12 protein-coding genes are annotated in these 13,835 nt (G+C 35.4%); 6 read left to right on the forward strand and 6 right to left on the reverse strand.

What is annotated here, in order from left to right; all coding sequences use genetic code 11:
• Positions 1–138 precede the first annotated feature (138 nt).
• The 6 genes from BXY64_RS19715 (at position 139) to BXY64_RS19740 (ending at position 6,916) form a co-directional block, all read left to right on the forward strand.
• The gene (locus tag BXY64_RS19715) at positions 139–882 is read left to right on the forward strand and encodes a type III pantothenate kinase (RefSeq protein WP_170150716.1); all 744 of its coding nucleotides are present in this window, start codon (positions 139–141) and stop codon (positions 880–882) included.
• A 254-nt stretch (positions 883–1,136) separates the two neighbouring features.
• Positions 1,137–2,474, forward strand: a complete 1,338-nt coding sequence (locus BXY64_RS19720) for a tetratricopeptide repeat protein (protein ID WP_120241690.1) — start codon at positions 1,137–1,139, stop codon at positions 2,472–2,474.
• Positions 2,467–3,051, forward strand: coding sequence for an LPS export ABC transporter periplasmic protein LptC (gene lptC / locus BXY64_RS19725; protein ID WP_120241691.1), 585 nt, complete (start codon positions 2,467–2,469; stop codon positions 3,049–3,051). The genes BXY64_RS19720 and lptC overlap by 8 nt, the downstream gene beginning before the upstream one ends.
• Positions 3,052–3,094: 43 nt before the next feature.
• Positions 3,095–3,298 carry a hypothetical protein gene (locus tag BXY64_RS19730; protein WP_120241692.1) on the forward strand — a complete coding sequence of 68 codons (204 nt, stop codon included), beginning with the start codon at positions 3,095–3,097 and terminating at the stop codon, positions 3,296–3,298.
• Positions 3,299–4,558, forward strand: coding sequence for a hemolysin family protein (locus tag BXY64_RS19735; RefSeq protein ID WP_120241693.1), 1,260 nt, complete (start codon positions 3,299–3,301; stop codon positions 4,556–4,558).
• Between the two features lie 234 nt (positions 4,559–4,792).
• Complete coding sequence (locus tag BXY64_RS19740; RefSeq protein ID WP_120241694.1) at positions 4,793–6,916, forward strand: peptidylprolyl isomerase; 2,124 nt, start codon at positions 4,793–4,795, stop codon at positions 6,914–6,916.
• Between the two features lie 416 nt (positions 6,917–7,332).
• Here BXY64_RS19740 and BXY64_RS19750 read toward each other — a convergent pair whose 3' ends face one another.
• The 6 genes from BXY64_RS19750 to murC all read right to left on the reverse strand — a co-directional run bounded on the left by BXY64_RS19750 (position 7,333) and on the right by murC (position 13,835).
• Positions 7,333–7,779, reverse strand: coding sequence for a GatB/YqeY domain-containing protein (locus BXY64_RS19750; RefSeq protein ID WP_120241696.1), 447 nt, complete (start codon positions 7,777–7,779; stop codon positions 7,333–7,335).
• 70 nt (positions 7,780–7,849) lie between these two features.
• Positions 7,850–9,073 carry a cell division protein FtsZ gene (gene ftsZ / locus BXY64_RS19755; RefSeq protein WP_120241697.1) on the reverse strand — a complete coding sequence of 408 codons (1,224 nt, stop codon included), beginning with the start codon at positions 9,071–9,073 and terminating at the stop codon, positions 7,850–7,852.
• Positions 9,074–9,126: 53 nt separating this feature from the next.
• A complete protein-coding gene (ftsZ, locus tag BXY64_RS19760; protein WP_120241698.1) occupies positions 9,127–10,437 on the reverse strand; it encodes a cell division protein FtsZ in 1,311 nt (436 codons plus the stop codon).
• Between the two features lie 33 nt (positions 10,438–10,470).
• On the reverse strand, positions 10,471–11,733 hold the full coding sequence (gene ftsA / locus BXY64_RS19765; RefSeq protein WP_120241699.1) for a cell division protein FtsA: 1,263 nt from the start codon (positions 11,731–11,733) through the stop codon (positions 10,471–10,473).
• A gap of 1 nt (position 11,734) precedes the next feature.
• Complete coding sequence (locus BXY64_RS19770; RefSeq protein WP_120241700.1) at positions 11,735–12,466, reverse strand: cell division protein FtsQ/DivIB; 732 nt, start codon at positions 12,464–12,466, stop codon at positions 11,735–11,737.
• 4 nt (positions 12,467–12,470) lie between these two features.
• Entirely contained in the window at positions 12,471–13,835 is a 1,365-nt protein-coding gene (gene murC, locus BXY64_RS19775) for a UDP-N-acetylmuramate--L-alanine ligase (RefSeq protein WP_120241701.1), read from the reverse strand.

The raw sequence follows: 13,835 nt of genomic DNA on the forward strand, positions 1-13,835 counted from the left end.
TTAAAATAAACAAAGTGGATTAATCTTCATTAATTCCTTTTGAAAAACCTGTGGGGCACCTAATTTATATGCCTAAAGTTTACTAATTTTAAGCGATTTTACAAGCTATTTATAATAATACACATCAATTATTTTCCATTGAATCTTATAATTGACATAGGCAACACAAAAATTAAAGCTAGTATTTTCCTAAAAGGAGAATTAAATACTACCAAAGCTTCTGAAAAAGTGGATGTCGAATTTGCAAAAGAATTACTAGGTGAATTTACCACAATAGAAAAAGTAATCATCGCTTCGGTTCGTGAATATCCAGATAATTTGATCAGTTTTCTTAAAACAAAAATCCAACATGTTTTCTTCTTTGATTCTAAACTTCCTATACCATTAGAAAACTTATATGAATCAAAAAAGACATTGGGTTACGATAGGTTAGCTGCCTGCATTGGAGCCTATGCAATGGATCCCAATCAGAATATTTTGGTAATTGATGCCGGAACTGCCATCACTTTCGACTTTGTGAATAAACACGGACAGTACCTTGGGGGATGTATTTCTCCTGGTTTAAGTATGCGATATAAAGCTTTAAACCATTTCACAAAGAAACTCCCTCTACTTTCTGTAAATGAAAATTATTCCTTAATTGGAAAAAATACCAAGGAAGCAATAACTGGTGGAGTGCAAAATGGAATTGTATTTGAGATAGATTCATATATCAATCAATTGAAACAGAAATATGCTGATCTAAAAGTAATACTAACAGGTGGCGACGCTCCCTTTTTATACAAGAATATTACCAATCCAGCAACTCTTGAAATGAATGTACTGGCAATTGGGCTAAACCATATCCTTGAATTTAATATTTTGGAACGCTCTAATAATTAACAAAGTTTTTGTTGATTTCCAATTTATTTATAGTTTTGCAAGAAGCTAATTTTTGAGCTTTCAAATGGTTATTTAGAACAAATTCAAAACTTATACTGAAACTTTGGTATGAGTTTTGCAGTTTTAGTTCCAACAAAACTAAAACTTTCGTTATATTTATTCTGACTTAATAGATATGACATTTTTCAGGATATCCTAAAGCCCATTTTTATAGTTTTGCAACAATTAAACTTGATTATAAAAAATTTAATAACATGAAAACAAGATTTACAATCGCAACTGTGGTTCTTTTGCTTTCAAGTATGTTTACCCTTAAGGCACAGACTTTGGAATCAAAATATGGATTGGATAGTGCCCAGACTGTATTGAACGCCTCTCTATATGTTGAGATGGTGAAACAAAAAAATTACGAAGAGGCTCTTCCTGGTTGGAGATACGTTTACAATAATGCTCCAGCTTACGGAAAAACAGCTTACATTAAAGGTGTAACAATTATGCGTGGAATGCTTCGCAAAACCAAAAACCCAAAGTATATTGATACTTTGATGATGGTTTACGATCAGCGTATCAAATATTTTGGAAAAGATCGTAAATATCCTGAAGGTTGGATTCTAGGCCGTAAGGGTGGAGATTTATTCAAGTATAAGAAAAAACACATCCCATCGGTTAAAGAAGCTTACAGTATTTTGAAGAAATCTATCGAAATGCAACAATTAAAATCAGAAGCTACTGTAATTAATTACACAATGGAAGCTTCAGGTATTTTGGTTAAAGCTGGTGAAATTGAGCCAGAAGAAGTAATCGATAACTACCTTCTTTTCATGGATATGGCTAAAAAGCAAATTGATGCTGAAACCAAAGAATCTAAAAAAGAAAACCTTGATAATGCTCGTAAAAATGTAGAGCAAATCTTCTTCAAAGCTGGTGTTGCTGACTGCGAAACATTAAGCAATATCTTTACAGCAAAATTTGAAGCAAACAAAGACGATATGGTTTTGATCAACAAAATCCTTCGTATGTTGAATCGTCAGGAATGTGAAGATGGTGCTTTATATGCAATGGTTGCTGAAAGAAAATATGAGTTAGAACCAAATGCCGATGCTGCTCACAACTTGGCTAAAATGTTTATCAAGAAAAAAGAGTTTGGCAAGAGTAAAAATTACTTAGAGCAAGCAATCGAATTGGAAGAAGATGCTGAAATCAAAGCTGATTTACATTACAAATTGGCTTCTATCCAATTTCTGCAAGGTCAATTAAGCGCTTCTAAATCAAACGCTTTAAAAGCTGCTAAATTGAAACAAAATTGGGGATTGCCATATATTTTAATTGGAAAAACATATGCTTCATACAGTCAAAAGTATGGTTCGTCTGCTCTTGATCACAAAAAAGTATTTTGGGTTGCTGTGGATAAATTTAAAAAAGCAAAAGCTATTGATCCAGAATGCGCTGCAGATGCTCAAAAACTTATCTCTGATTACTCAAAACATTTTCCTGGAAAAGAGGAAGCTTTCTTTGAAGGAATTAAGAACGGTGACGTTGTGAAAATTGGTGATTGGATTAACGAAACTACAAAGGCTAGACTAAATGAATAGTACGCCAAAAAATAAATACAATATTATCAAAAGCATTGTAATCCTTTCGGGGATTGCGATGCTTTTGTCTTGTGAGAACAGCATGAAAGAGGTGCAAAGTCTCACAACTAACGAGAATCTTCCTTTGCAACAAGGCAGAGAAGTTGAGTTTATATTCACCGATTCAACTAAAATTCAATATCGAGCTTTTGCCGTAGAATTTATTGAAACTGATTCGGAAGAAAAAGAAATGCTACAAGAATTTCCTAAAGGTGGTAAAATCATTTCGTACGATAAGGGTGAAAGTGTAGCTTGGGAAATTAAAGCAAACTATGCAAAACACTATCCTAAGGAGGAACTTTGGGAACTAAGAAATGATGTGGTTGCCAAAAGTGCAGATGGCAAAACAATTAGTTCTGAACTGATGTTTTGGGATCACACCAAACAGTTAATTTATTCAAATCAGTACACCAGAATTATTACATCTGATGGTCAGGTATTGGAAGGTTCCAGCTTTTCAATTGATGAAGACATGAATGATTTAAGACTGAAACAAGGCTCAGGAAAAGTATATTTTGAGGATAAAAACGAGCAATAATCAATAAAGCTTATTATCTTGCATACAACAAAACCTGATTAAAGTGAATCAAAAACTACCATTTGTATTGGAAATAGTTTGGTTGATTGTAATGATTAGCAGTGCTAGTCTTGCGGTATACAGAACCATGCAAACCAATTTCTCCGAGAATATTTTATTGTATATTATTGCAATACTAGCTGCATTAATGTATACTTCGCGTAGATACCTTAGACGAACCCGAGAGAAAAACCAACCCAAGAAATAGATGAATGATCTGATCATCATTTTTGCCATGCTTGCGCTTTCCGCCTTTTTTTCAGGAATGGAAATTGCCTTTATTGCTGCCAATAAACTTCGCATGGAACTGGATAGGAATAAAAATACCGTTTCATCCAGAATTATATCCATCTTTTCTCGATATCCAGGTCACTACATAAGTACAATGTTGGTTGGAAATAACATTGCGCTGGTAGTGTATGGTATTATTATGGCAAAAATGCTTGAACCTTCCATCGAGCTTTGGGTTGATTCAGAATCGCTGGTACTTACCATTCAAACTATAATCTCAACCATTTTGATTTTGGTGACAGCTGAGTTCATTCCAAAAACATTGTTTAGGCTTAATCCTAATTTTGCGCTAAACCTTTTTGCTCTTCCAGTAATGTTCTTTTATATCGTTTTTTATCCGGTTACAATAATAACCATGATGCTATCGAAGAACATTATTCACAAACTATTCAACACCAAAATTACAGAAGACGAGGAAACACAGGCTTTTGGTAAAGTTGACCTAGATCATTTTGTACAGGAAGGACAGGATACTCAAGCCATTTCTGAAGATGAATTGCATGATATCAAGATTTTTCGAAATGCACTTGATTTTTCTAAGGTTAAACTGCGTGAGTGTATCGTTCCAAGGAATGAAATAGAGGCCATGGAATTACATGGTGAACTTGAAGATTTAACTCAACGATTTATTGAAACAGGCTATTCACGAATCTTGATTTACAAAGAATCTATTGACAACATTATTGGATATGTTCATTCTTCGGTAATTTTTAAAAAGCCACTAAGTATAAAATCTGCGCTCAGCCGAATTATATTTGTTCCGGAAACTATGGCAGCACATAAATTGCTAAACCTATTTACCAAAGAGCAAAAAAGCATTGCCGTTGTTGTTGATGAATTTGGTGGAACTGCCGGAATGGTAACCATTGAGGATATTATGGAAGAGATATTTGGTGAAATCGAAGATGAACACGACAATATTGATTTGGAAGAAGAAGTTTTATCTGATAATGAATATATGTTCTCTGGCAGATTAGAAATTGACTATCTAAACGATAAATATGATTTAAATTTACCTGAATCTGAAGATTTCGAAACCTTGAATGGATTCATTCTATTTAGTCATGAAAGTATTCCAAAATACAATGAAACCATAAGAATTGAGAACTTTAATTTTAAGATTGTGGAAGTTAGCAATACCCGAGTTGAAAAAATTAAGCTCACCATTATTACTTAGTTATTTATTTCTCATTTACTGAACATTACATATCAATAAAATCTCAAAATAGGGATTACTAGTGCTATGCTACACTGTTCAGAATACCCCCCTTCTGAACTTCATTTTTCAAACATTCATCAAGTAAATTTTACTTTACTATAAAAGACACCAAACTGATAGCTGTAAAAGGCAATCATTTCCCATTTTTTTGTATATTCGTAGCCTAATTAAGAAATATTTAAATCTTTTTCGATGGCAACATTACAGAAAATAAGAAACCGTGGTGTGTTTATTGGGATCATCATTGGGGGAGCTTTGTTTGCATTTATTGCAGGTGACGCTCTAAAATCGGGTGGTTCCTTATTGACGAATTCACGAAATGAAATGGCAGAAATTGCAGGTGAATCAGTGAATATTCGTGATTTTCAGAATCGATTCAACCATAATATTGAAGTAGCAAAAATGATGTCTGGTCAATCTTCTATTCCATCAGAACAAATGGATAGATTAAGAGAGCAGACTTGGCAACAAATGGTTCAAGAAATGGTAATGAATGTTGAATATGATGAATTAGGAATTTCAGTAACTTCTGATGAATTATTCGACATGGTTCAAGGTAGAAATATCGATCCTACAATTCGCCAAATGTTCCAAGGCCAAGACGGAACTTTTAACAAAGAACAAGTAGTTGCAACTCTTCAACAGTTAATTAACGCTCCTAAGGGAACGCCACAAAAGAACTATTGGTTGAACATCGAAAATGCGATGACTACTCAAAGAACTTTAGCCAAGTACAATTCTTTAATTCAGAAAGGTTTGTACATGCCAAATGCAATGGTTAAAGATCTTGCTACCAAAGGAAGCAAAAAAGTAGATATCAATTTCATCGTTAAAAATTACAATTTGATTCCAGATAGCACAATTACTGTAAGCGATTCTGAAATCAAAGAGTACTACAACGAACACAAAGATTTATTCGAACAAACTGAATCAAGAAGAATTGATTACGTTCCTTTTTTGGTTGAGCCATCAACTGATGATTATAAAGCTACTGAAAAATGGGTTGCTGATTTAAAATCGGATTTTGCTGCTGAAAACAACAATGTTCAGTTTGTAGAATTAAATGCTGATACAGATTTCAATCCTTTATATTTGAAAAAAGAAGACATCACAAATGCAGAGTTAGCAGAATTTGCATTCTCAGCTAAGAAAGGTGATGTTACTGATGTATATTCAGAAGGTGATTCATACAAATTGGCTAAAATCAACGAAGTTAAAATGCTTCCTGATTCTGTTAAAGCACGTCACATCTTAATTCGTCCGGTAAACGGTGATTATGCTTCTGCACAAGCTAAAGCAGATAGCTTAAAAACATTACTTAACAAAGGTGCTCGTTTCGATGACTTAGCAAAAGCTAATTCTGATGATCAAGGCTCAGCAGTTAACGGTGGTGATCTTGGATGGTTTAAACAAGGACAAATGGTTCTTCCATTTAGTGAAGCAGCTTTCGATTCTAAGAAAAATGAAATTAAGGTTGTTTTAACTCAATTTGGTGCTCACGTTCTACAAGTAACCAACAAAGGGAAATCTGTTAAGAAAGTGCAGTTGGCAATTGTTGACCGTAAAGTTGAAGCTAGTAATAAAACCATTCAGACTGCTTACGCTAAAGCTCGTACTTTTGCTGGTAACAACCTAAGCAAAGAAGCTTTCTTAAAAGCCGTATCTGAACAAAACTTACAAAGAAGAACTGCTAACCTAAGAAGAGATACCAAGAACATTCCTGGTCTTGAAAACTCAAGAGAATTGGTTAGAGCAGCATATCAAACTGAAGACATGGAAAATGTTTTAATGAACAACGACCAGTCAGCAGTATTCGAATTCGGTGATAAATTTGTTGTTGCAGTTCTTTCTGATATCAAAGAAGAAGGTTTTGCTTTGGTGAATGATGTTGCTTCTACAATCAGACGTGAGATTAGAAAAGAAAAGAAAGCTGAGCAAATGATTGCTGAGTTGAATAAAAACAGCCAGGGAGCACAATCACTTCTATCTGTTGCACAGAAAGAAAATCTTGAAGTAAAGAATGCAACTGGTGTTAGTTTCTCTTCATTCCAGATTCCTGGTGCAGGTATTGAACCAAATGTAATCAGCACTGCTTCTCTTCTTGAAAAAGGAAAAATTTCTGCTCCAATTGAAGGTAACCAAGGTGTTTACATGGTATTAGTTACCAACGAAACAACTGATGAAGTTACTGATAATACAGTTGAAGCTTTCAAAGCAAGATTAGAACAAGGATATCAATATCGTACAAACTATCAAGCATTCCAGGCATTAAGAGAAAATGCTAATGTTGTTGATAAAAGATATAAGTTTTACTAGACAATAGTAAACACAAAAAGAAAGCGAGATGATTCATTCATCTCGCTTTTTTTTTTGTGCAAAATTGTTGATGTATCTACATGGTGTATTTTTCTTGCTGCAGACTGCAGCATGCTTTTTACATACTGTATTTTTCTTCCTGCAGCCCGCAGTACGATTTTTACACACTGTATTTTCTTTCCTGCAGCTTGCAGGAAAGATTTTCAGGGGTGCATTTTTGCTCCTGCAGCCTGCAGGAAGAAAAATACACCTTTGGGTAAAAGATTGTATTAACCTGAGTTTGCCGAAAGTTCATCATGAAATTTAAATGGGATTATTGGTAATCTCACTTAAAGAGAGAGAGTCCCAAGTGGAAGAACAAAAAAAAGAGCTGTCAACAAATGACAACTCTTTTCAATATCGTGCAATAAAAGAATTTACGAAAGTAAAGCTTTTACCTTATCAGCAACAGCTTTTCCATCGGCTTTACCTGCCAATTGTTTTGTGGCCATTCCCATTACTTTTCCCATTTCTTTCATTGATGAAGCTCCAGTATCAGCAATGATTTTTTGAACAGCTGCAGTTAGTTCCTCATCGCTCATTTGAGCTGGTAGATACACTTCAAGGAAACTCATTTCAAGCAATTCCTTTTCAGCCAAATCTTCTCTTCCACCACCCTTATAGGTATCAGCCGCATCTTTACGTTGCTTCACCAATTTCTGAATGATCTTAACTGCTGCCGCATCTTCAATTTCCGAAGCTCCTGTTTTAGTCATTTCAAGTGTAAGAGCAGTTTTTGCAGATCTTATTGCCTGTAACTTATCTTTTTCTTTTGCTTTCATTGCAGATTTCATATCTGCATTAATTTGTTCAAGTAAGCTCATATTGTATATTTTAATGCTTTCAGCTGTTGGCTATCAACAAACAGCTTTTTTATTCCCTTATCATGCAAAATTACTCGTCATCCAGAGTAAATTTAATCACATTTCCTGAATGGTAACGTTTTTGATCTAGTTTCTGTTGTTTTCTTTTATAGGCAGGAATACTTTCAAGCTCATCAATTTCTGCATCTTTGAGATCTGTAAGAACCACCTTTTTTTCTTCTACTTTCGGATCCTCTTCCAAAGCCATTTTAGTTTGTTGAGCTGTGCCTCTCCCACCTCTAAACACAGTAGCTTTAGGTTTTTCTACCTCTTCGGTTATTCCACCATTTTCGAATCCTGTAGCAATAATGGTAACAGAGACTCTATTTCCTAGAGCCAAATCCTGACCTGTTCCCCAAATAATAGATGCACTGTCACCAACGGCTTCTTGAACGTAATCGGTAATTTGACCAACCTCATCCATGGTAACTTCCTCTTCTCCCGAACTAATATTCAGAAGAATATTTCGTGCTCCTCGAACATCATTGCTATTCAACAACGGAGAAGTAAGAGCTTCGCGAATGGCATTTACTGATCGGTCCTCACCTTCTGCCGAAGCTGATCCCATTACCGCGACACCACTATCGGTCATTACGGTTTTCACATCTTCGAAATCCACGTTAATGTATCCGTGCAAGGTAATAATTTCGGCAATCCCCTTGGCTGCTGTAGCCAATACATCATCTGCCTTGGCAAAAGCCGTAGAGAGCTTTAAATCTCCGTATATTTCACTCAGTTTCTCATTATTAATTACCAATAATGAGTCTACATTTTCTTTTAATTTATTAATCCCCTCAATTGCTTGATTTAACCTTTGGCGGCCTTCGAAACGGAAAGGAATGGTAACAATTCCCACGGTTAATATTCCTTGCTCTTTTGCAGCTTTAGCAATTACAGGTGCAGCACCAGTTCCTGTACCACCACCCATTCCGGCGGTAATGAAAACCATTTTGGTATTATCGGCTAAAACCTCATTAACATCATCAATATTTTCAATAGCCGATTGTGCTCCACGTTCAGGTTTATTTCCAGCTCCTCTTCCTTCGGTTAACGATTCGCCCAATTGTATTTTAACAGGTATTTCGCTATTCTCCAAAGCTTGTGCATCAGTATTGCAAATAACGAAATCTACATCCTTAATGCCTTGCTGAAACATGTAATTTACAGCATTACCACCACCACCGCCAACACCAATTACCTTTATAATTGATGATTCATTCTCGGGTAAGCTAAAATCAATTAAATCTTCTGCCATTTTTTATACTTCTAATCTCTCCTAACCAGTAATCATGTTTTCATGATATGATCTTACATGGGAGTATCCTTGTTATCAAATATATTTGAGAAACTTTTTTTGAACCACCCATTCAAACTATCATGTTCCTCCTCATCTTCTTCAACCTGCTTGCTTTCAGCCTCAGGTTCAGGTTTGGATTTTGTGTTGATATTATTGGTTTCTATCTCAAAAATTTCCTCTTCTTTTTCTTCTTCGGAGCGTTTACGCATTAATTCTTCGCGTCGCTGAGTTTCTTCTCTTCTTTTTGCTGCGGCTTTTTCCTCTTCTGCAGCCGGATTTTCAATGATTAGTTCCAACTTTGGAGCATCCTCTTCTCTCTTTCTTGGTTCAATCATTAATTCAGGAATAGGATTTTCAGAAAATCCTGTTGCAATAATGGTAACACTTAATTCGTCACCCATTTTCTCATTGTAACCATTTCCCCAAATCACACTCACATCATCTCCTACAACATCCTGAACGTAATCGGTAATCTGGCTCACCTCTTGCATGGTAACTTCCTCATCACCCGAAATGATATTCAAAAGAATATTTCGAGCACCAACAATATTATTGCTATTTAAAAGAGGTGATGTTAAAGCCTCATCAATGGCTCGAATTGATCTATCCGGACCTGAAGCAGTAGCTGATCCCATTACAGCAACACCACTATTTCTCATTACAGTTTCAACATCTGCAAAATCGACATTTACATATCCAGCAACAGTTATGATTTCAGCAATACTTTTTGCGGCTACCGAAAGAACATTATCAGCTTCAGCAAACGCATCGGAAAGTTTTAAATCTCCATACATTAACCTCAACTTTTCATTGTTGATAATCAATAATGCATCAACATGCTTTTCAAGGTTTTCAATTCCTTCCATAGCCTGTTGAATTCTTTTCTTCCCTTCAAATCTAAAAGGTATTGTAACAATCCCTACCGTAAGCACATCCTGCTGGCGAGCCGCTTCTGCAATAATTGGTGCAGCACCAGTTCCGGTTCCTCCACCCATTCCAGCAGTTACGAAAACCATTTTGGTTTTTTCACTCAAAACCTTATTGATATCGTCTAAACTTTCGATTGCAGATTCTCTTCCTCGTTCAGGCTTATTTCCTGCTCCTCTTCCTTCGGTTAGCGATTTTCCCAACTGAACTTTAATGGGTACAGGACTATTTTCGAGTGCTTGTGAATCAGTATTACAAATTACAAAATCAACCCCCGTAATTCCTTCTTTTAACATGTGGTTGACAGCGTTTCCTCCTCCGCCACCCACACCAATTACTTTTATTATGGATTTTTCTTTTGGTTCAAAATTAACCGGTAATAATTCGTCAATCATGATCTCACAGTATTAGGGTTACAATATCTTTTTTTACATATCCACATCTTGGGTATCAAATAAAGATCCAAGGAATGCTGTAAATCCTTTTTTCTTTTTTGGTTTATTTCCATTTAAATTGGTCTTTTCTACAGGCTTTGTTTTGGGTTTTTCCATGCCTTTTAATAAAAGACCAATAGAGGTTGAGTACATTGGATGATCAATATTTTCTTCCAAATTGACTTTTGAGTTTCTAGGGAAACCAATTCTTACATCCAAATTCGTTCTTTGCTGTGTTAAAATATCTAGGTTGGTGAGTAGACCTCCACCTCCGGTTAACACAATTCCAGCACCAATTTTATCTTTCAAACCTGTTGATTCAACCTGAAATTTCACAGAATCTATGATTTCCTCCATTCGACACTGAATAATTTGAGCAAGAAACTTAAAGGATATGTCCTTCTCGTCCCATCCTCCGGTTGCAGGAATAGTAACTACTTTATCGTCCGAAGTCATATCAGCAACAGCTTCACCAAATTGCACTTTCAATGCCTCGGCCTGTCTTAAAAATACCGAACATGCTTCTTTTATATCTTTGGTTACATGGTCACCACCAAAAGGAATAACCGAAGTATGTTTTAAAACGCCATCAAAATAAACGGTTACATCAGTGGTTCCTCCGCCTATATCAACAAGTACAACTCCTGCCTCTTTCTCTTCCTTAGTTAAAACTGCCAAGGATGATGCCAAGGGTTCAAGAACCAATTCTTCCACATCCAAACCAACTTCACGAACACATTTTTCGATATTTCTGGCTGAAGCGGTTCTACCAATAATAATATTGAAATGACCATCTAGCCTACGTCCTGCCATCCCAAGAGGGTTCTTTATTCCAACCTCTTTATCAACAACAAATTCTTGAGGAATTACATGTAAGATTTGCTCACCAATTTCAACAGGATGTTTGTAATTCTCATTGGTAATTTGCTCAATATCCTCCTTTGTAATTTCTTCAACCGAATTTTCTATATACTTAAACTTCCTCTCTTTAACTATACGAATATGCTGTCCGGCAATTCCCACATAAACTGTAGAAAATTCCTTATTGGTTTTCTCTTTCAAACGAGCCACAGCTTCATTAATAGCCTCGATAGTAAGTTCAATATCATGAATTACTCCACGCTTTACACCTTTAGAAACAGTACGCTCCATACCCAAAATATTAAGCTTTCCATCATTGGAAATCTCACCAAGTATGGCAACAATTTTTGTTGTTCCTATATCAATTGCGGCTATTATATTATTCGTCCCAACCATTCTAGTTCTTTTTTGTACAAACCACCTGATTTTCGTATTTCAGGTTGATTTTTTTGTATCTGTTCCACCCGGTTTTTGTAAATCCATCAGTGTACAAAGCATACAATTTTTCGAATTTCTTCTGATAATTTTCAATGCTTCCCAACTCAATTTTATGTGCTCCTACACGAGGTACTAAAACATACTCTTTTCCGCGTGTAACATGTATTTGAGTTATTTGCGACTTCCAAAATTCATCATTTGTAATAAATTTTACCAAATCAAAAAGCTCTTCTTTTATCAACTGCTCATTTACTGCCCCCGAAACCACCAAAACCCTTGATGTAAATTTAGGGGACAATGGCATTTTCTTTCCTTCCTCATCAATATAATATCCTCTTCCCTGTAAAATACGAACAATTGGATTTCTCTGATGTATCTCAACAATCAGATTTCCTGAAAGCGAAGAATAGATTTCTGACTTTTTCACATATGGAACCCGATTGATCTTATCCTCTAAAACTTCCTTATTTATCGCATAAACAGAGTTTCCTTCCCAGTCTGGATACTGTTTTTTTACAATCTTCTCAACATCCTTATTACTAACAAAACCACTGTCGATGCTATCTTTCACCTTAACTTTTATATCGTTTAGGATAATAGCATCTCTCTTATCACCTACAAACGAGAAGCTTACCAGCAAATATCCAAGTAACGATATCCAAATTAATATGACAGTAATTTTCTTAAGCATGCTTTTATTTTTCTATCAACATATTTTTGATTGGTTCAACCAATTTATCTATATCCCCGGCACCCAAGGTCAAAAGAACTTCCAAATCTTTTTGATCCAACAAATCAATCAACTCTTCTTTTGAGCAAGTGCACACAGGAACTGTAATATTTTTCATGATCATCTCAGAGCTTACCCCTTCGATTGGTAATTCACGTGCAGGATATATATCCAGCAGGATTACTTCATCCAACAGGCTTAAACTTTCCGCAAAACCATCTGCAAAATCTCTGGTCCTGGTATACAAATGCGGCTGAAAAACTCCCGTAATTTTCTTATTCGGATAAATGTCTCTAACCGATGATATACTTTCTTTCAACTCTTTTGGATGATGCGCATAATCATCTATAAAAACCAAATTGTCTTTTCTGATTTGATAATCGAATCTTCTTCTGACCCCTTCAAATGATGACAATGCAGCTCTGATTTCTTCTTCCTTCACTCCTCCTAGAATAGCGACACTACAAGCTCCTATTGCATTTTCCACATTTATTTTCCCTGGATAAGAGAATTTTAACTTTTCAAATACTCCTTTCGGATGAACCAAATCAAACTCATAGAATCCTTCTACAAGTGTTAAGTTTTTAGCATAAAAGTCCGCAACTTCATCAAGAGAATAAGTATACTTTTCAACTTTTATATTTTCGAGATGTAAACCTTTTTTATGCACTAATATTCCATCCTGCTTTATTTGACCAGCATATTCCTGAAAACTCTTTTCAAGTTCAGATTTATCACCATAAATATCCAAATGGTCGGCATCCATTGATGTAATCAATGCAATTTTAGGATGCAACTGCAAAAATGATCGATCAAACTCGTCGGCTTCCAGAATTACCCATGGACTATCTTTACTCAATAAAAGATTAGACTGATAGTTTCTGGAGATCCCTCCCAAAAAAGCATTACAACCCATTTTTGAATTGTAAAAAATATGAGCTGTTATGGTTGAAACCGTAGTTTTCCCGTGAGTACCTGCAATTCCAATTCCATTTAAATCATCCGAAAGCAAACCCAAAACCTGAGATCGTTTCATAATGGTATAGCTATTCAATTTAAAATAGCTCAATTGCTGATGATCTTTTGGAATAGCAGGTGTAAACACCACCAAAGTATTTTCCTTAATCAGAAATTCATTTGGGATGGTATCCAAATCATCTTCGAAAGTAATCTTAATACCTTCTTCCAGAAGCTCACCTGTTAGTTTGGTGGATGTCCTGTCATATCCAAACACATTCTTACCAATGGAATGGAAGTAACGTGCAATTGCACTCATTCCTATTCCTCCAATACCAACGAAATAAATATTTTTAAAATCTTCTAACTTCAT

The organism is Marinifilum flexuosum, assembly GCF_003610555.1.
Classification (GTDB): Bacteria; Bacteroidota; Bacteroidia; order Bacteroidales; family Marinifilaceae; genus Marinifilum; species Marinifilum flexuosum.

Coding starts and splice junctions, on each gene's coding strand:
- BXY64_RS19720 (WP_120241690.1), top strand. CDS start 1,137: ATGAAAACAAGATTTACAATCGCAACTGTGGTTCTTTTGCTTTCAAGT.
- lptC (WP_120241691.1), top strand. CDS start 2,467: ATGAATAGTACGCCAAAAAATAAATACAATATTATCAAAAGCATTGTA.
- BXY64_RS19735 (WP_120241693.1), top strand. CDS start 3,299: ATGAATGATCTGATCATCATTTTTGCCATGCTTGCGCTTTCCGCCTTT.
- BXY64_RS19740 (WP_120241694.1), top strand. CDS start 4,793: ATGGCAACATTACAGAAAATAAGAAACCGTGGTGTGTTTATTGGGATC.
- BXY64_RS19750 (WP_120241696.1), bottom strand. CDS start 7,779: ATGAGCTTACTTGAACAAATTAATGCAGATATGAAATCTGCAATGAAA.
- ftsZ (WP_120241697.1), bottom strand. CDS start 9,073: ATGGCAGAAGATTTAATTGATTTTAGCTTACCCGAGAATGAATCATCA.
- ftsZ (WP_120241698.1), bottom strand. CDS start 10,437: ATGATTGACGAATTATTACCGGTTAATTTTGAACCAAAAGAAAAATCC.
- ftsA (WP_120241699.1), bottom strand. CDS start 11,733: ATGGTTGGGACGAATAATATAATAGCCGCAATTGATATAGGAACAACA.
- BXY64_RS19770 (WP_120241700.1), bottom strand. CDS start 12,466: ATGCTTAAGAAAATTACTGTCATATTAATTTGGATATCGTTACTTGGA.
- murC (WP_120241701.1), bottom strand. CDS start 13,835: ATGAAGTTAGAAGATTTTAAAAATATTTATTTCGTTGGTATTGGAGGA.